This is a genomic window from Streptomyces sp. P6-2-1 (genome assembly GCF_050613165.1).
Taxonomy (GTDB): Bacteria; Actinomycetota; Actinomycetes; order Streptomycetales; family Streptomycetaceae; genus Streptomyces.
Map to the genome: position 1 here is coordinate 1,469,739 of NZ_CP192513.1, position 17,443 is coordinate 1,487,181.

Annotated in this window: 16 protein-coding genes and 1 riboswitch; of the genes, 8 read left to right on the forward strand and 8 right to left on the reverse strand. The window is 74.6% G+C overall.

Annotated features, from left to right (window positions below):
* The first annotated feature begins 421 nt into the window (after positions 1 to 421).
* Positions 422 to 1,915 (forward strand): phytoene desaturase family protein, encoded by a 1,494-nt coding sequence (locus ACQYWQ_RS06485; protein WP_431032941.1) that lies wholly within the window; start codon positions 422 to 424, stop codon positions 1,913 to 1,915.
* A gap of 482 nt (positions 1,916 to 2,397) precedes the next feature.
* Here ACQYWQ_RS06485 and ACQYWQ_RS06490 read toward each other — a convergent pair whose 3' ends face one another.
* From ACQYWQ_RS06490 to ACQYWQ_RS06515, 6 genes are all read right to left on the reverse strand, one after another.
* Positions 2,398 to 3,528 (reverse strand): hypothetical protein, encoded by a 1,131-nt coding sequence (locus ACQYWQ_RS06490; RefSeq protein ID WP_431032943.1) that lies wholly within the window; start codon positions 3,526 to 3,528, stop codon positions 2,398 to 2,400.
* A gap of 43 nt (positions 3,529 to 3,571) precedes the next feature.
* On the reverse strand, positions 3,572 to 4,492 hold the full coding sequence (metF, locus tag ACQYWQ_RS06495; protein ID WP_431032944.1) for a methylenetetrahydrofolate reductase [NAD(P)H]: 921 nt from the start codon (positions 4,490 to 4,492) through the stop codon (positions 3,572 to 3,574).
* 57 nt (positions 4,493 to 4,549) lie between these two features.
* Positions 4,550 to 5,287 (reverse strand): thiamine phosphate synthase, encoded by a 738-nt coding sequence (thiE, locus tag ACQYWQ_RS06500; protein ID WP_431032945.1) that lies wholly within the window; start codon positions 5,285 to 5,287, stop codon positions 4,550 to 4,552.
* 99 nt (positions 5,288 to 5,386) lie between these two features.
* A complete protein-coding gene (locus ACQYWQ_RS06505; protein ID WP_431032946.1) occupies positions 5,387 to 5,752 on the reverse strand; it encodes an Rv2175c family DNA-binding protein in 366 nt (121 codons plus the stop codon).
* Between the two features lie 115 nt (positions 5,753 to 5,867).
* Entirely contained in the window at positions 5,868 to 7,085 is a 1,218-nt protein-coding gene (locus ACQYWQ_RS06510) for an NAD(P)/FAD-dependent oxidoreductase (protein WP_431032947.1), read from the reverse strand.
* A 211-nt stretch (positions 7,086 to 7,296) separates the two neighbouring features.
* On the reverse strand, positions 7,297 to 9,408 hold the full coding sequence (locus ACQYWQ_RS06515; RefSeq protein WP_431039081.1) for a TerD family protein: 2,112 nt from the start codon (positions 9,406 to 9,408) through the stop codon (positions 7,297 to 7,299).
* Between the two features lie 240 nt (positions 9,409 to 9,648).
* Positions 9,649 to 9,759: riboswitch (TPP riboswitch) on the forward strand.
* Between the two features lie 16 nt (positions 9,760 to 9,775).
* On the opposite strand from ACQYWQ_RS06515, the gene thiO reads away from it, so the two are divergent.
* From thiO to ACQYWQ_RS06530, 3 genes are read left to right on the forward strand one after another with little or no spacing between them, the layout of a single operon-like run.
* Positions 9,776 to 10,906 (forward strand): glycine oxidase ThiO, encoded by a 1,131-nt coding sequence (gene thiO, locus ACQYWQ_RS06520; protein ID WP_431039082.1) that lies wholly within the window; start codon positions 9,776 to 9,778, stop codon positions 10,904 to 10,906.
* Positions 10,903 to 11,115 (forward strand): sulfur carrier protein ThiS, encoded by a 213-nt coding sequence (gene thiS / locus ACQYWQ_RS06525; protein ID WP_431032948.1) that lies wholly within the window; start codon positions 10,903 to 10,905, stop codon positions 11,113 to 11,115. Before thiO ends, thiS begins: the two co-directional genes overlap by 4 nt.
* A 6-nt stretch (positions 11,116 to 11,121) precedes the next feature.
* Positions 11,122 to 11,925 (forward strand): thiazole synthase, encoded by an 804-nt coding sequence (locus ACQYWQ_RS06530; protein WP_431032949.1) that lies wholly within the window; start codon positions 11,122 to 11,124, stop codon positions 11,923 to 11,925.
* A 60-nt stretch (positions 11,926 to 11,985) separates the two neighbouring features.
* On the opposite strand, the gene ACQYWQ_RS06535 is transcribed toward ACQYWQ_RS06530, so the two are convergent.
* A complete protein-coding gene (locus ACQYWQ_RS06535) occupies positions 11,986 to 12,399 on the reverse strand; it encodes a hypothetical protein (RefSeq protein ID WP_431032950.1) in 414 nt (137 codons plus the stop codon).
* Between the two features lie 134 nt (positions 12,400 to 12,533).
* Here ACQYWQ_RS06535 and pknB point away from each other — a divergent pair, with 134 nt between their 5' ends.
* The 3 genes from pknB (at position 12,534) to ACQYWQ_RS06550 (ending at position 15,955) form a co-directional block, all read left to right on the forward strand.
* The gene (pknB, locus tag ACQYWQ_RS06540) at positions 12,534 to 14,450 is read left to right on the forward strand and encodes a Stk1 family PASTA domain-containing Ser/Thr kinase (RefSeq protein ID WP_431032952.1); all 1,917 of its coding nucleotides are present in this window, start codon (positions 12,534 to 12,536) and stop codon (positions 14,448 to 14,450) included.
* Positions 14,451 to 14,721: 271 nt separating this feature from the next.
* Positions 14,722 to 15,072: a hypothetical protein gene (locus ACQYWQ_RS06545; RefSeq protein ID WP_431032953.1), complete on the forward strand. Its 351-nt coding sequence runs from the start codon at positions 14,722 to 14,724 to the stop codon at positions 15,070 to 15,072.
* A 19-nt stretch (positions 15,073 to 15,091) separates the two neighbouring features.
* Positions 15,092 to 15,955 carry a deoxyribonuclease IV gene (locus tag ACQYWQ_RS06550; RefSeq protein WP_431032954.1) on the forward strand — a complete coding sequence of 288 codons (864 nt, stop codon included), beginning with the start codon at positions 15,092 to 15,094 and terminating at the stop codon, positions 15,953 to 15,955.
* 78 nt (positions 15,956 to 16,033) lie between these two features.
* Here ACQYWQ_RS06550 and ACQYWQ_RS06555 read toward each other — a convergent pair whose 3' ends face one another.
* A complete protein-coding gene (locus ACQYWQ_RS06555) occupies positions 16,034 to 16,708 on the reverse strand; it encodes a sulfite oxidase-like oxidoreductase (RefSeq protein WP_431032955.1) in 675 nt (224 codons plus the stop codon).
* A gap of 196 nt (positions 16,709 to 16,904) precedes the next feature.
* On the opposite strand from ACQYWQ_RS06555, the gene bfr reads away from it, so the two are divergent.
* Entirely contained in the window at positions 16,905 to 17,423 is a 519-nt protein-coding gene (gene bfr, locus ACQYWQ_RS06560; RefSeq protein ID WP_431032956.1) for a bacterioferritin, read from the forward strand.
* Positions 17,424 to 17,443: the final 20 nt, after the last annotated feature.

Sequence of the window (17,443 nt, forward strand, 5' to 3'; positions counted from 1 at the left end):
GGGGCGGGGACTGGGCGGGCGGAGGCCGGTGGCCGGGGCCCGTACGGCGAAGGCAGGGGACCCGCACCCGGGGCGGCTGGAGCGGGGCCCGTAGGACGGAACAGCGGCGCGCCCGCCCGGAGGACGAACCGGCGGCCCGTACGACGGAACGGCGGCCCGCCCCTCACCGCGGGTGAGGTGCGTGCCGCCCCAAGGGGCCCTCGCCGGTTCCGCCGCCCCGTGTCGGCGGTACCGGTGCGAAGGGCCCCCGATCCGTCCACCACTGTGCCGTCCGCGCTGGTCAGGGCCTATCCGTCGGCGTACTCAAGCGGGCCCCTGAGTAGGGGTACTCAGGGGCTGGGGCGGGGAACCCACCCGGCCCGGAGCGGGGGACGCGGGAGCGGGCGCGGGGCATGTGTGAGGGGCGGATAAAGTCGCTGACATGGCACGGATTGTGGTGATCGGCGCGGGGCTCGGCGCCATGTCGGCGGCGGCGCGGCTCGCGACAGCGGGGCATCAGGTGGTGGTGCACGAGCGCGGCGCGACGTACGGGGGCGCGCTCGGCGCGTACGAGCGGGACGGCTTCCGCTTCGACACGGGGCCCGCGCTCCTGACGCTCCCCGCCGTGTACAGGGACCTGTTCGTGAAGACCGGGCGCGCCGCGCTGGAGGACCGGATCATCCTGGAGCAGGTGGACCCGGCGGCGCGCCACGTCTTCGCGGACGGCACGGAGTTCGCGCTGCCGAACGCCTCGCGGGGCGGCGTCGCGCAAGCGCTCGACGCGGCGCTCGGGGCAGGCACGGGCGCGCGGTGGACGGACTTCCTCGGCAGGGCGCGCGAGGCGTGGGACCGTACCCGCCGCCCGCTCCTGGAGGAGACGCAGTGGCCCAACTGGCAGGTGCTCGCCGCGCGCGAGCCGTACCCGGCGCTCCCCGTGCGCAGGCCGCTGCGCCGCGAGCGGCGCGCGAAGACGCTCGCCGACGTGGGTGAACTGGAGCTGCGCGAGCCGCGGCTGCGGACGCTCCTGGAGAGTTACGCGCTCGCGGCCGGGCTCGACGCGGAGCGGGTGCCCGCGAGCGCGGCGGTGCTGCCGTTCGTGGAGCACACCTTCGGGGTGTGGGCGGTACGCGGCGGGCTGCGCGCGCTCGCCGACGCGGTGCACGCGCGGTGCGTCGAGCGGCGCGTGGAGTTCGTGTTCGGCTCGGAGGTGACGCGGATCGTCGAGAAGGACGGGCGCGCGGCCGGTGTCGAACGCGCGGACGGCTCGCTCGTAGAAGCGGAGCACGTCGTGGCGGGAGTGGCGCCCGCGGTGCTCGCGCGACTGCTCGGCGGTACGGCGCCGTGGCCGGCGGGCGGTGTGCCCGCCCGTACGGAGGGAGCGGCGCGCCTGCTCGTCCTGCTCGCGCTGCGCGGGGAGCGCCCGGCGGGGACCGTCGTGCGCACGGTGCTGCACAGCCCCGACGCGGCGGAGGAGCGCAGGGCGCTCGCGGCAGGGAGGCTGCCGGACCGGCCGACCGTGACAGTGCTGCGCCCCGGCGACGCCGAGCGGGTCCCCGGCGCGGGGCACGAGGCGGTGACCCTGACGGTGACGGTCCCGGCGGGCGCCGAGGTGCCGGAGGCGTACGTGGCGGAGCTGATCGAACGGGTCGGTGCCACCGTCGTACCGGAGCTGCGCGCGCGCCTGCTGTGGCACGAGACGCTGACCCCCGCGACGGCCGAGGCGGCGACGGGCGCACCGGGCGGCGCGGTCCCGGCCCCGGCACTCGCCGCGGGCGGGGGCCACTGGCTCTACCCGGCCAACTCGACGGCGCTGCCCGGCCTTTACGCGGTCGGCGGCTGGTCCCACCCGGGCGGCGGGTTGCCGCACGCGGGGATGTCGGGCGCGCTGGTGGCAGGGCTGATCGTGGAGGGGGCGGGGTTCACGGGGTCGACGTGAGGGGGCTTGGGGGTGGGGCGGGGGCGGGGGGGCTTGACGCGAGGGCTTGGGCCGGGGTCTCGACGTGGAGGGCTTCGGTCGGGTCTCGACGCGGGGGGTAGGGCGGGGGCTTGCCCCGGGGTCTCGACGTGGGGAGGCGCAGGGGGCTTGAACGCCAGGGGGACTGCCCGGACCGGCCCGGCGGGCGCGAGCCGACAGCCCGTCCAGGCTGGTCCGGCCCGGCGGGCGCGAGCCGACAGCCAGGCGCCCCGCCCCGGGGGCGCGTGGACAGCCCCCTCCCGCCCGGGGGGCGACCCCAATACCATCCTCCCCCAACCCCCCACCCACCCGCCACCGCCATCCACCCGAATCTGTGGATAACTCAGGGAAACCCGCACACCGTCTCACCCGAAAGCGTGAGCAGTTTTCCCGGAAGCTCTGGGGAGGGGTGGCGGTGCGCTCAGCCCCGGTACCCGTACCCCTCGGGAGGGGTGGCGGTGCGCTCAGCCCCGGTACCCGTACCCCTCGCTCCCCTCGTACGAGCCAGCGGGCCACGCTCCGTCCTGCTGCTCCTCGCCCCGCTGCCTCGGCACCCACACCCCGCCGGGCGGCGTCTCCTGCGGGGCCGCTTCCTGCACGGGGTAGCCGTAACCGCCCGTCGCGTACGGGTCGCCGTAGGGGGCCGCGTACGGGTCCGCGTAGGGCTGCGGGTACTGCTCCTGGGGCGCCTGGGGCGCGGCGTACGGCTGCTGCGGCGCGTACTGCTGCCCCCAGCCGTCCGTCGTCGTGCCCCACGTGCCCGTGGCATCGCCCTGCACGAGTCCCGCCCACGTCCCGCTCGGGTCCTGCGGCTGCTGCGGCAGCGCGCCACCGAAGGGGGAGGCGTGCGCGAAGGACGCGGTGTCGTACGTACCGGTCCCCGTGTCGTACGCACCGGCTCCCGTCCCGTACGCACCCGCGCCCGCACCCGCGTCGTACGCGCCCGTGCCGTACCCGGCGGCGCCCGCACCCGGGTCGTACGTCCCCGTCCCGTACACCGGCTGCTGCTGGTCCCACCCGGCGGGTGCCGCCTCGGCGGCGTAGCCGTGGGCGGTGTACGGGTCGTAGCCGGACTGGTAGCCGGGGCTGTGGTCGGCGACCGGGGTCTGCCAGGAGGTCTCCGCCTCCGCGGTGGCCGGCTCGCTCAACACCCCCCTGCCCTCGGCGACGTTGACCGCGTCGAAGACCGCCGTGGTCGCGGCCTCCGGCGTCTCGCCCGCCTCGCGCGCGGGCGCCGCTTCCTCGTCGCCCTCGTCACGCAGGTCGGAGACCTCCAGGGAGGGACCCCGCTCGCGCTCGCCGCGCACCCGCTCGCCGAGCGCGCCGAGCTTCTCCCCCGCCTTGCCCTTGAGCGCCCAGCCGGCCGCGAAGCCGCGCCGGAAGGAGAGCGTGACGAGAGTCTGCCCGGCCGCGAAGGCGAGCGCGCCGAGCACGATCACGAAGACCGAGGCCATGAGCACGCCCAGCACGACGCCGAGGAACCCGGCGAAGGCGAGCAGCCGCCAGCGCAGCCGCGCCTTGTACTGGAGCAGTACCTCCCCGAGGAGCCACAACGCCACTACGGCGAAAGCGAAATAGAGGACCGCCCAGCCCATGTACGCCCCTCTCGCCCCGGCATCGGGGCCGGGGTCCGTCGGATCAGGGCCTGTGGTGGGGCAGGCCCAGATTCTCGTGGATCTCCAGTGTCGCCGTGGAGTTGTTGAGCGTGATGAAGTGCAGCCCCGGGACACCCTCGGCCAGCAGTCGCGCGCAGAACTCTGTGGCGAACTCGATTCCCAAGGAGCGTACCGCCGCCGGGTCGTCCTTCGCCGCGAGCATGCGTTCTTTCAGTGTTCCGGGGAAGTGCGCGGTGCTGAGCGTGGCGAGCCGTTCCAGCTGGCGCACGCTCGTCACCGGCATGACCTCGGGAATCACCGGGGTCTCGCACCCCGCGGCGGCGAGCCGGTCGCGCAGGCGCAGGTAGGAGGCCGGATCGAAGAACATTTGCGTGATCGCGTAATCCGCCCCCGCACGGCACTTGTCGGCGAAATGACGGACGTCGGAGTCCCAGTTCTCGGAGCGCGGATGCATCTCGGGGAAGGCCGCGACACCCACGCAGAAATTTCCCGATTCCTTGATGAGCCGGACGAGTTCGACGGCATACGTCAGCCCGTCCGCGCGCGGGACCCACTCCCCCAGCGGGTCGCCGGGCGGGTCGCCGCGCACGGCGAGGATGTTCCGTACGCCGCCGTCCGCGTACTGCCCGATCATGTGGCGCAGCTCGGCGACCGAGTGCTCGACGGCGGTGAGGTGGGCGACCGGGACGAGCGTGGTGTTCTCGGCGATCGCCTGCGTGGCGCGGACGGTGCCGGTACGGGTGCTGCCGCCCGCGCCGTACGTCACCGAGACGAAGCTCGGCGCGACGGCCTCGACGCGGCGCAGCGCGTTCCACAGGTTGCGCTCGCCCTTCGGGGTCTTCGGCGCCCAGAACTCGAAGGAGTAGGACGGTTTGCCGCTCGCGAGCACCTCCGCCACGGTCGGGTGGTCGGAGGTCCAGGTGGATGCGGTGCCGGAGGCCATACGGGCAGGGTAGCCAGTAGCCGCCGGTCAGCGGCGCGAAGCCGGGCGTTATGCCCGTTACGCGGACTTCTTGTCCACGTGGTGGACAGGTGTGGACGGTGCCGGTGGCGCGGGCGCGCGCGTCTCCCGCGGCAGCGGCACCTCGCGCAGCCTGCGGGCGAGGTCGCGCGCCGCGTGCTCGGGGTCCTCGGCCTCGGTCAGGGCCCGTACGACGACGACGCGGCGCGCGCCCGCGTCGATGACCTCGTCGATGCGGGCCGCGTCGATGCCGCCGATCGCGAACCACGGGCGGGCGGTGCCGAGCGAGGCGGCGTACCGCACGAGGGGCAGTCCCGGCGCGGGGCGGCCCGGCTTGGTGGGGGTGGGCCAGCAGGGGCCCGTGCAGAAGTAGTCGACGCCGTCCTGCGTCGCGGCGGCCGCGGCCTCCGCCTCGCTGTGCGTCGAGCGCCCGATGAGCACGTCGGGCCCGAGCAGGGCGCGCGCCGCGGGGACGGGGAGGTCGCCCTGGCCCAGGTGGAGGACGTCGGCGCGGGCGGCGTGGGCCACGTCGGCGCGGTCGTTCACGGCGAGGAGCTTGCCGTGGCGGCGGCAGGCGTCGGCGAGGACCTGGAGCAGTTCCAGCTCCTCGGCCGCCTCCAGGCTCTTGTCCCGCAGCTGGACGATGTCGACGCCGCCGGAGAGGACGGCGTCGAGGAAGGCGGGGAGGTCGTTCTGCCGCTTGCGGGCGTCGGTGCAGAGGTAGAGGCGGCTCTCGGCGAGCGCGGTGCGCGTGTCGCGCGGCGTTTCGGTCGGCATGCCCCACCCCTGTTCGCATGACCTGGTGATCATGTTCGTATGACCTGGTGATCATGCTACTCGCGCAGGGGTGGGGTCACGGTGGTCCGGGAGCCCGGCTCAGACCGCCAGGGCCTGGGCGCGGCGCTTCACCTCCGTGCCACGGTTCTCGCTCATGGCCTGGGCAGGGGTGCCGGGCAGGGTCGGGTCGGGGGTGAACATCCACTCAAGGATCTCCACCTCGTCGAAGCCGTCGTCGCGCAGCAGGGTCAGCAGCCCGCTCAGTCCGCGCACGATGCGGTTGCCGTCGAGGAAGAGGGCGGGCACGTAGAGGGCGTTGTTCTCGCCCCGGCGCACGGCGACGAGCTGGCCCTCCTTCACCAGCTGGCGCACCCGGGTCACCTCGACGTCGAGCCGTTCGGCGATGTCGGGGAGGCTGAGCCACTCGGGGACGAGCGCTTCGGTCTTGGCATCAATCTGGGTCACGGGACAAGCGTGCCATCCCGGGCGGCACGGCGGTAGCGGGAGGGTCCCCACCGGGGGAAACGGCTCGGGGGAACGCCCTGCGGGAACGCCCGGGGGGGGCGGCCCCGGGAGACGCTCAGCGCGCGGCCGCCTTCAGGGGCCGCGCCGCGTCCGCGAGGAGTACGGGATCGAGCACGGCGCCCGAGGCGATGAGCTTGCGCCCCTGGGCGAGGTCGCGCGGGCGGCCGACCGCGAGGACGGCGGCGAGCCGCCCGTCCTCGCCCAGCCAGCACACGGACCAGGCCGCGCCGTCGGGGGAACCGCGCCGCACGAGGCGGCTCGCGCCCGCGTGGTCGCCCGCGTACTGCACGAAGCGCCCGAACTGCTCGGACCAGAAATAGGGCACGGGGTCGTACGGCGCGGCCTCCTCGCCCGTGAGGACGCGGGCGAGGGTGTGCGGGCCCTGGAGGGCGTTGTCCCAGTGGTGCACGAGGAGGCGCCGTCCGTACCGCGGCGAGGGGAAGGAGGCGCAGTCGCCGACCGCGTGGACGTCCGGCAGCGAGGTGCGCAGCCAGGCGTCGGTACGGACCGAGCCGTCCGCGGCGAGGTCGATGCCGGAGCCTTCGAGCCACCCGGTGACGGGGCGGGCGCCGATGCCCACGAGGACGGCGTCGGCCGGTACGCGCGCGCCGCCCTCCAGGACGACGGCCGCGTCCTCGACGGCGGCGACACGGGCGCCGGTACGGAGCCGGGCGCCCGCTTCGGCGTACCACTTCGCCATCGGCTCCGCGACCTCGGCGGGCAGGGCGCCGCTGAGCGGGTGCGCGGTGGCCTCCAGGACGGTCACGGGGCAGCCCGCCTCGCGCGCCGCCGTCGTGAACTCGGCGCCGATCCAGCCCGCGCCCACGACGGCGACCTCGGCGCGGCGCGCGAGGACCTCGCGCAGGGCGCGCACGTCGTCGAGGGTGTGCAGGAGGTGGACGTGCGGGTGCTGGGCGGTGCCGGGGAGCCGTACCGGCGCGGCGCCTGTCGCGAGTACGAGGTGGTCGTAGCCGAGCGGGCCCTCGCTCGTGTCGATCTCGTGCGCGGCGGCGCGCAGTCCGGTCGCGCGCACCCCGAGTCGCGGTACGGCGCCGAGCGCGCCGAAGTCGACGTCGAAGGCGGAGGTCTCGGCGCTGCCGAGCAGTACGGCCTTGGAGAGCGGGGGACGGTCGTACGGGGCGTGCGTCTCCTCGCCGATGAGCACGATCTCGCCCCCGTAGCCCTCCTCGCGCAGCGCCACGACGGTCTGCACCCCGGCCATCCCGGCGCCGACGACAACGACCCGGCCCCGCTGCTCCTGATCTCCGCTCACGCCCGCAACTCTAGGCCGCTCCCCGCCTCCCCCGAGCCCCCGCCCGTACGAGATCCCGCCCACACCAGGCCCCGCCAGGCGATGCGGGACCAAGGACCGAGGGCGAAGGAACCAGCGCCCTGGGCCGTACGGCGGAGGTGGTCGGGGATGGCGGCACTCCTGCCGTACGCGGCCCGGCACAGCCGTCAGCGTGCCGGGCCGGGCCGGGCGCTCAGACGGCCACCGGTCGCCTGGCCCCGGTGCGCCGCTTCCCGTACAGCCGGTCGAGCGGACCCACGATCACGCCGTGGAAGCGGCTGACGGCGTCGTCGACGCTGCGGATGAAGCCCGACTCGCTGTTGCCGCGCCGTGTGCCCATGCCCTTGAAGAGCGACAGCCGGAAACCCGTGATGCGCTCCCCGCCCTTGGGCAGCAGCTCGCCCGGCTCGTACCGCAGCCGCTCCAGGGTGCCGCGCGGCCCGCTGCTCTCGCCCTCGGTCAGGGTCTCGACGTGCAGGTCGGCCGGTGCCTCGGCGAGGTCCCGCACGAGCCGCTTGGCCCAGGCGAGCGGGTACCCCTGTGCGGGCGCCGCGATGTCGAAGGACGTACGGATCTTCGCGGTCCGCAGGTCCACGGTGACGCCCAGCGCCCCCGCCGTTCCGTCGATGCGCAGTTCGGCGGTGAGCCGTCCCTCCCGGCACAGCGCGGCGGCCATCTCGGTGCGCCGCCCGGCGGCGTCGGTCCCGCGCCGGGCGCGCTGCACCGGCATGACCCGCTGCCCCAGCTCCCCGCCGAGCCCGAGGGAGACCTGCCGCATGAGTCGCTCCCAGCTCTCCACCGCCTCCAGGGCACGCGGATCGCCCTCGCACAGCGTCTCGTCCTGGATGCCGTCCCGTACGGGCACCCAGGCGGGGCCCATGTTCTGGAAGCCGTGGCAGCCGGAGTTGTCGTGGCGCAGGTAGTGGAGCAGTTCTTCGAGCAGCCAGGCGTGGGCGGCGTCGCGCACTCCTTCGTGCCGGATGAGCATCTGGGCCTGGTGCGCGACCTCGGCCCAGGACAGGTGCCAGAGCGCGACCTTGTTCCTGCGCCGCTTGTCGACCCGCACGTCGACGAGCGGACTGCCCTCAAGGGCCACGTCGTTGGAGAGCGTGACGACCGCCTCGTAACCGCGCCGGCTCGCGATGTCCGCGTACGCCTGGACCTGTTCGGCGCGCAGCGAGTTGCCGTTGGTCTTGGTCTCGACGAGAGCGGTCCACAGTTTGCCCGCGCGTTCCACGCGGATCACTCCGTCGGGACGGCGCGGTGAGTCGCCGTGCGGCAGCGACACCTCCGTGAAGGTCTCCATCCGTCCCGCGGGCGCGCCGAAGCCGGCGGTGAGCCGCCGCCCGAACTCCGGCACCTGCGCCATGACGGCGAGCAGCACGGACGTGGCCCGTGTCTCCCGGTCCCCGTCGCTCTTGAGCGCGGACGCGGGGAAGAGGCGCGCGCCGCGCCAGGACTCGCTCTCGGCGAGGGACTTCACGGGTACGGCGGCTCGGGTGATCTTCTTCTTGGCGGTACGGGGCCGGGCCGGGCGTGCCGGGCGCGCCGGGCCTTCCTCGGCGGCGCGCGGGGCGGGGACGGGTGCGGGCGCGGTCGGGGGCGCGGTCTCGGCGCGCGGCGGGTGCACGGGCGCGGGCGCCTCGGCCGTGGCGTCCGTGGCGTCCGTGGTGGCGGTGTCCGTGGCGTCCGTGGTGGCGGTGTCCGTCCGTTCCCCGCCGGAGTGCTCGGGTTCCGGTGCGGCGGCTGCCGTCTCCGCGGCGGCGTCGTCGTCGATGTCGACGCCGTGGTCGGTGACCAGCGCGGCGAAGCCGCCCTCGTAGCCCTGCCCGACCGCACGGAACTTCCAGGTCCCGGCGCGGCGGTACAGCTCGCCGAAGATCAGCGCGCTGACCGGGCCCGGGTCCTCCACCGGGTAGCTGAGCAGGGGGTCGCCGCCGCCGTCGCTCAGTGTCAGGCGTACCCCGTGGAGTTCGTCGAAGCGCAGTTCCCCGTACCGGCTGGCGGCGATGAGCACGGTCGTCACGTCCGCGGGGACGGCCGTGAGGTCGCAGCTGATCCTGTCCTCGCTCCCCTCCCCCACCGGGGTCTTGCCGAGCAGCTGGACGCTGCCGTCGACGGCGCTGGGGTTGTTGTAGAAGTACAGGTCCGTGTCGCCGCGCACCTTGCCGTCCGCGCCGAGCAGCAGGACCGAGACGTCCGCGTCCCCCTCGCCGTCGGGACTCTCCCAGCCGAGGCCGGCGATGACCGTTCCCGTCTCCCCGTCGGTGAGTTCCCCCAGACCGACGTTGGCTCCCTTGATCATGTGCTGCACGCGGCCCTCCACGCCTTCACCCCCACCCGGCACGAGGTCCCCCCTCTCCCCGCCGCGCGCGTCGCGATGTGAACACACGGAGGAGTCCGGGTGAAGACGGTGATTGTATCGGCCACTTGGGACAGCGGGGGCGCAATCGGATTCTTGGGACGGGGACTTGCGCTCGGCGGCGCGCGTGCCCGGCGGCCCGCCCCCGTCTTCTGTGCTTGGCGCCTCCTCGTTAGGCTGTCCCGCGCACACCGCGGGAGTCCGGGCGGACCGGGCTGAGAGGGGGGCTGCGGCCTCCGACCGTATGAACCTGATCCGGGTCATTCCGGCGAAGGGAGGGGGCTTTGTGGCCAGTGGTTCCGATGTCGTCGTGGTCGGGGGCGGGATCGTCGGGCTCGTGACGGCGTGGCGGGCCGCGCTCGGCGGGGCGCGGGTGAGCGTGGTCGATCCCGAGCCGGGGGGCGGGGCCGCGCTCGTGGCCGCGGGGATGCTCGCCGCTGTCACCGAACCGCACCACGGTGAGGAGGCGTTGCTCGCGCTCGGTCTCGCGTCGGCGCTGCGGTGGCCGGAGTTCGCCGCCGAGCTGAGCGAGGCGAGCGGCCGTGATCTCGGGTACCGCGCCTGCGGGACGCTCGCCGTCGCGCTGGACACCGACGACCGCGCCGAACTGCGCGAGCTGCACGCCCTGCACACCCGCCGCGGACTCGACTCGCAGTGGCTGACGGGGCGTGAGTGCCGCCGCCTGGAGCCGATGCTCGCGCCCGGGATACGGGGCGGGCTGCGCGTCGAGGGCGATCACCAGGTCGATCCGCGCCGCGTCGTGGCGGCGCTGCTGCTCGCCTGCGCACGCGCCGGGGTGGAGTTCCTGCGAACGAGGGCGGCGCGGCTCGTGGTGGAGGCCGGCCGGGCGCGCGGGGTCGTGCTCGCGAACGGCGGGCGCGTGGAAGCGGCGCGCACGGTGCTCGCCGCCGGATGTTTCAGCACGGACCTGGCGGGTGTGCCGCCCGAAGTCGCCGTGCCCGTACGGCCCGTGAAGGGGCAGGTGCTGAGGCTGCGGATGGACGGCGCGTACGCGGGCTTCCTGCGGCGCACGGTGCGCGCGGTCGTACGGGGCGGGAGCCTCTACCTCGTGCCGCGCGAGAACGGTGAACTCGTGGTCGGCGCGACGAGCGAGGAGCGGGGCAGGGACACGACGGTCACGGCGGGCGGCGTGTACGCCCTGCTGCGCGACGCGCACGAACTCCTCCCCGGTATCACCGAACTCGCGCTCACCGAGACCCGCGCCGGGCTGCGCCCGGCCTCGCCCGACAACGCCCCGCTCCTCGGCCCCACCGCGCTCCCCGGACTGCTCCTCGCGACCGGGCACGGCCGCAATGGCGTCCTGCTCGCCCCCGAGACGGGCGCTGTCATGGCGTACGCCCTGACCCACGACGCGCTGCCGGATGCCGCGCGCCCCTTCACCCCCCAGCGATTCGTGAGAACCCCGGAGCCCGTGCTGTGAACCTCGACCTGACCGTGAGAGTCAACGGCGCCGAGCGCGCCGTCGCCCCCGGCACGACGCTCGACGCGCTCGTCGCCGGGCTGAGCCGGGCCCGTACGGGCGTGGCCGCGGCCGTCAACGAGACGGTCGTGCCGCGCGGCGACTGGCCGGGGACCGTGCTGGTGGCGGGGGACCGCGTCGAGATCCTGACCGCTGTGCAGGGAGGCTGAGGATTCATGGGCGACGATCCCTTCGTTCTCGGCGGCACCACGTACGGCTCGCGTCTGATCATGGGCACGGGCGGTGCCCCGAGCCTCGACGTCCTGGAGCGCGCGCTGACCGCCTCGGGCACGGAGCTGACGACGGTCGCGATGCGCCGCCTGGACCCGGGCACGCAGGGTTCGGTGCTCTCGGTGCTCGACCGGCTCGGCATCCGCGTGCTGCCGAACACGGCGGGCTGTCACACGGCGGGCGAGGCGGTGCTCACGGCGCGGCTCGCGCGCGAGGCGCTCGGCACGGATCTCGTGAAGCTGGAGGTCGTCGCGGACGAGCGCACGCTCCTGCCCGATCCCGTGGAGCTGCTGGACGCGGCCGAGGTCCTCGTCGACGACGGGTTCACTGTGCTCCCGTACACGAACGACGACCCCGTGCTGGCGCGGAAGCTGGAGGACGTGGGCTGCGCCGCCGTGATGCCGCTCGGCTCTCCGATCGGTTCCGGGCTCGGCATCCGCAATCCGCACAACTTCCAGCTCATCACGGAGCGGGCGCGGGTCCCCGTGATCCTCGACGCGGGCGCGGGCACGGCCTCGGACGTGGCGCTCGCGATGGAGCTGGGCTGCGAGGCGGTGATGCTCGCCTCGGCCGTGACGCGGGCGCGGGAGCCGGAGCTGATGGCGCGCGGGATGCGGCACGCGGCGGAGGCGGGGCGCCTCGCCCACCGCGCGGGCCGCATCCCGCGCCGCCACTTCGCCGAGCCCTCCTCGCCCGAGGAGGGCCGCGCGGACCTGGACCCCGAACGCCCGGCGTTCCGAGGCGCGTGACGGGGGCGTGACGGGGCGGGGGCGGCAGGCGGCGAGGGGCCGCCCCGGGCCCGTACCGCCTCACCTCCCGCCGCGCGCCGCCCCCGTCAGGTGGTCCCTGTACTCCTGGAAGGCGTGCCACCCCGTCGTGTCCCCCGGCCCCATGAGCGTCCCGTCCCCCGTGTCAAGGGCGCGCGCCCCGAGCGCGTCGGCGATGCGCAGGACGACGGGGAGCACGTCGTCCCCGCCGCCGCGCACGTGGAGCATGACGGTGCCGACAGGCTCATCGGAGCCGATGTTCAGCTCGATGGACCAGCCGGGGCCTTCGAGCACCCCCCACGCGGGGTCGGAGAGGTCCGCGTCGGGGACGGCTCCGGCGAGCGCGGTGAGCACGTCGGCGCGCGGCCCGAGGGGAAGCCCCGTGGCGTCCTGGGGCAGTTCCTCCAGCGCGGCGCACCCGTCGGGCGGCCGCAGCACCAGCACGTCCCAGCTCATTCCAGTTCCTTCCGTCCGGCCACGTGGAGGGCGGGCGACAGCGCCCGGTGACCGGGTCCACAGTGCCACCCGCCGCTGACACCGCGTGACACGGCCGCCCCGGAGGGCCCCGCGCGGCCCCGTAGACTCGCCGCGTGGACACAAGGCCGGCCGATCAGAATGCCTCGCTCGTCGGGAAGGTCCTCGACGGGCGGTACCGCGTGGACGCGCTCATCGCGGCAGGGGGCATGTCGACCGTGCATCGCGCGGTCGACCTGCGCCTGGACCGGGTGGTCGCGCTCAAGGTCATGCACCCGGGACTCGCGACGGACGCGGTGTTCGTCGAGCGGTTCATCCGCGAGGCGAAGTCGGTGGCGCGGCTCGACCACCCGAACGTGGTGAGCGTCTTCGACCAGAACGCGGACGGCGCCTGCGTGTACCTCGCGATGGAGTACGTGCCGGGCTGCACGCTGCGCGACGTGCTGCGCGAGCGCGGGGCGCTGAGCCCGCGCGCCGCGCTCGACATCCTGGAGCCCGTGCTCGCCGGGCTCGGCGCCGCGCACCGCGCGGGCCTCGTGCACCGCGACATGAAGCCGGAGAACGTCCTGATAGGGGACGACGGCCGCGTCAAGGTCGCCGACTTCGGTCTCGTACGGGGCGTGGGCACGGCCTCGCAGACGACGGGCGCCGTCCTCGGCACCGTCTCCTACCTCGCCCCCGAGCAGATCAGTGACGCGGCGGTCGACGAGCGCGCCGACGTGTACGCGTGCGGCATCGTGCTCTTCGAGATGCTGACCGGCGGCAAGCCGCACCTCGGGGACACGCCCGCGCAGGTCCTCTACCAGCACCTGAACACCGATGTCCCGGCCCCTTCGGGCTTCTTCCCCGGGCTCGACCCGGCCTTCGACGCGCTCGTCGCCGCCGCCACGGCGCGCGCTCCCGAGGGCCGCCCGCGCGACGCGGTGGCGCTGCTCGCCGCCGTACGGGACACGACGGCGCACCTCGATCAGGCGGCGCTCGACGCGGAGCCCCCGGCGGCGCGCGCGGGCGGGCACGACAACGCCGAGGACCGTACGAGCGTGCTGCCGCGCGCGCTGACGCTGCCCCGCCCCGGCGCGGCGGCCGGGGACGTGCGGCACACGAGCGTGCTCCCTTCGCCGCTCCCGCCGAAGACCTCCGGGGGCGTGGGACGGCCCCGGCGCAGGCTGTGGTCGGCCGTCGTCGTCGCCGTCGTCGTGCTGTGCGGGGGCGCGGGCGTCTGGTACGTCAACGCGGGGCAGTTCACGGAGGTCCCGCGCGTGCTCGCGAAGAGCGAGCGGGAGGCGAAGGGGCGGCTCGACAAGGCGGGGCTGCGGGTCAAGGACGTCAAGGGCCGCTACAGCGCGACCGAGCCGCGCGGCACCGTGCTCGGCACGGACCCGGCCCCCGGCGCGCGCATCCGCGACCACGGCGAAGTGACCCTGACCGTCTCGCTCGGGCCCCGTACGGTCGACGTGCCCCGGCTCACGGGCAAGACCCTCGCCGAGGCGCGCGCGGCACTGCGCGGGCGCGGGCTCGACCCCGGCCTGGTCACGCGGCGCTTCGACCAGGACGTCAGCCAGGGCGCCGTGATCGGCACCGAGCCGCAGGCGGGCGAGAGCGTGAAGGCCGGTTCGGCCGTGCGGATCACCGTGAGCAGGGGCGCGCCCGTGGACGTACCCGATGTGAGCGGCAAGGACGAGGCGGAGGCGCGCGAGGAGCTGTCCGACAAGGGGCTCGACGTGAAGGTCGCGGCGGAGCGGGTCTTCTCCTCGGAGGCCGACGAGGGCGCGGTCGCGAAGCAGTCCCCCGCACCGGGCAAGCGGCTCGCGGCGGGCGACACGGTGACGCTGACGCTCTCCAAGGGGCCCGACCTCGTGGAGGTCCCCGACGTGGAGGGCAAGCAGGAGGACGAGGCGAAGGGGCTCCTGGAGGAGGCCGGGTTCAAGGTGAAGGTGTCCCGCTGGTTCCTCGGGCACACCGTGTGGGACCAGTCGGTGAGCGGCGGGGACACGGCACCGCGCGGGAGCACGGTGACGCTCCGCGTGCGCTGACGCTGCGGGGCGGTGGCGATCCGGGGCGGTGGCGATCCGGGGCGGTGGCGATCCCGGTGCGCCGACGGTCCGCGGCGGGATGCGGTCCGGGACGGGCGGCGGGCCGGGACGGGCGGCGGGCCGGGACGGGCGGCGGGCCGGTGCCCCTGCGCGACCGCGCCCGCACACCTGAACGGTTTCTTCACGAAAGCCGTTCTCCGCACCCGCGCTCCACAGGGCAGACTCTTCCTCTCGGCCTCCACAGGAGAGGCCGTTTCGTGTGGGGGGAACCATGCGTCTGCGTACTGTCGCCGCGAGTGCCGTACTCGTCCTGGGCGCGGGGGTCACCGCGACCGCCTGCGCGTCGTCGGACGGCGGCCCGGCGAGCGAGGGACGTACGGGGCACACCGCCGTCCGGCCCGTCGACGCCGATCCCTGCGCCGCGGCCGATCCCGGCCCCGCGTGCTCGTTCGAGGCACCGGCCGACTGGACGATCGAGGAGGCGAAGCCGAGGAGCGGACCGCCGGACGGGTTCCCCCGGGACGCGTCCCCCGAGGGCTCCCCCACCCCGGCGCCCGACCCCGGCTACGCGCAGATCGACATCGGCGAGGGGACCGCGGCCTCGCCGCCTGTGCTCCCGTAGGGCATGTCACCCTGGACGGGTGAACACCCACACCCGTCACCCCGTCGGCGCGCACGTCCCCGTCGCCGGGGGCCTCGCGAGGACCGGCCTCCCGTACGCACGCGCCCTCGGCGCCGAGGCCGTGCAGGTCTTCGTCGCCAATCCGCGCGGCTGGGCCACGGGCCCGGGGGACCGGGCGCAGGACGAGGAGTTCCGCACGCGCTGCGCGGCCGAGGGCCTCGGCGCGTACGTGCACGCCCCGTACCTCATCAACTTCGGCTCCCACACCGAGGCCACCGTCGAGAAGTCGGTGGCCTCCCTGCGGCACTCGCTGCGCAGGGCGCGCGCGATCGGCGCGCGCGGTGTCGTCGTGCACACCGGCTCGGCGACCGGGGGCCGCACGCGCGAGGTCGCGCTCGCGCAGGTACGGGAGCGGATGCTGCCGCTGCTCGACGAGCTGGACCACCCGGACGACCCGGACCTGCTCCTGGAGCCGACGGCGGGGCAGGGCGCCTCGCTGTGCGCGCGGACGGGGGACCTGGGCCCGTACCTGGCGGCGCTCGACGCGCACCCGAAACTCGGCGTGTGCCTCGACACGTGCCATGTGCACGCGGCGGGACACGACCTGAGCGCGCCCGGCGGCGCGAAGCAGACGCTGGACCTGCTCGTGGACGAGGTGGGCGAGGGACGGCTCAAGCTCATCCACGCCAACGACTCGAAGGCGGCGGCCGGCTCGCACCTGGACCGGCACGAGAACATCGGCGCGGGCACGATCGGCACGGATGCCTTCGCCGAGTTGTGCGCCCACCCCGCGACGGCGGGCGTCCCGCTGATCATCGAGACGCCGGGCGGCGAGGCGGGACACGCCGCGGACGTGGCGCGCCTCAAGGAACTGCGCGGCTGAGCACGGCCGAAGGGCTCACCTCCCCGGCCCGTGACCGCCGAAGGGCCCACCACCCCGGCCCGTGACCCGCCGGAGCGCTCACAGTCCCGGCCCGTCCCCCGCCTCCTCCTGGTAGGAGTACCGCTGCTCGCGCCAGGGGTCGCCGATGTTGTGGTAGCCCCGCTCCTCCCAGAAGCCGCGCCGGTCGGCGGTCATGTACTCGACGCCGCGCACCCACTTGGGGCCCTTCCAGGCGTAGAGCTGCGGGACGACGAGCCGTACCGGGTAGCCGTGCTCGGCGGTGAGGGGTTCGCCGTCCTTGTGGGTGGCGAAGACGGTGCGCGGCGCGGCGAAGTCGGCGAGCCGCAGGTTGGCGCTGTAGCCGTACTCGGCCCACACCATGACGTGCGTGACCTGTGGCGAGGGCGGTACGAGGTCGAGCAGCGCGCGGGCCGGGACACCGCCCCACTCCGCACCGATCATGCTGAACCGTGTCACGCAGTGCAGGTCGGCCTCGACGGTGGTCCAGCCGAGCGCGGTGAAGTCCTCGTGGTTCCAGCCGCGTTTGTCGCCGTCCGCCGTCGCGCCGAAGACGCGGAACTCCCACCGCTCGGGCCGGAACTTCGGCACGGGCCCGTAGTGGGTGACCGGCCAGCCGCGCTGGAGCCGTTGCCCCGGGGGAAGCCGGGCCGCTTCGGGGGAGGGCCCGCCCGCGGAGGCCGTGACGTCCCTTCCGTCCTCCGCCCGGCTTCTCTCGCTCTCCGCCTGGCCCATGCGGCCATCCTGACAGACCGGACGGGGTGCCGCCGAACGGGCGGGCGTTACCCGAGTGGCTTCGGGGGCAGACGTGACTAAGCGTGCACTTACTGGACGCTGCGGAACCGGTGATGCGACGATGCGCGCGTTCCGTAGCCGGTCGGCCACCGGACGTACCCGCCGCCTAGTTGTACTCCTGGAAGGAGCCCGGACGATGCAGGGCGACCCCGAGGTCATCGAATTCCTGAACGAGCAGCTCACGGCTGAGCTGACGGCGATCAACCAGTACTTCCTGCACGCGAAGCTGCAGGACCACAAGGGGTGGACGAAGCTCGCGAAGTACACGCGCGCCGAGTCCTTCGACGAGATGCGCCACGCGGAGATCCTCACCGACCGCATCCTGCTCCTCGACGGGCTGCCGAACTACCAGCGGCTCTTCCACGTCTCGGTGGGGCAGACGGTGACGGAGATGTTCCGGGCCGACCGGCAGATCGAGGTCGAGGCGATCGACCGGCTGCGGCGCGGGGTCGAGCTGATGCGCGCCAAGAACGACATCACGTCGGCGAACGTCTTCGAGGCGATCCTCGCGGACGAGGAGCACCACATCGACTACCTGGAGACGCAGCTCGACCTCATCGAGAAGATGGGCGAGCCGCTGTACCTGTCGACGGTGATCTCGCAGGAGCAGCCGGACCCCTCGGGCCCGGGCACGAGCGGCTTCTCGACCGACTGAGGCGGCGGGGTACGGGCCCG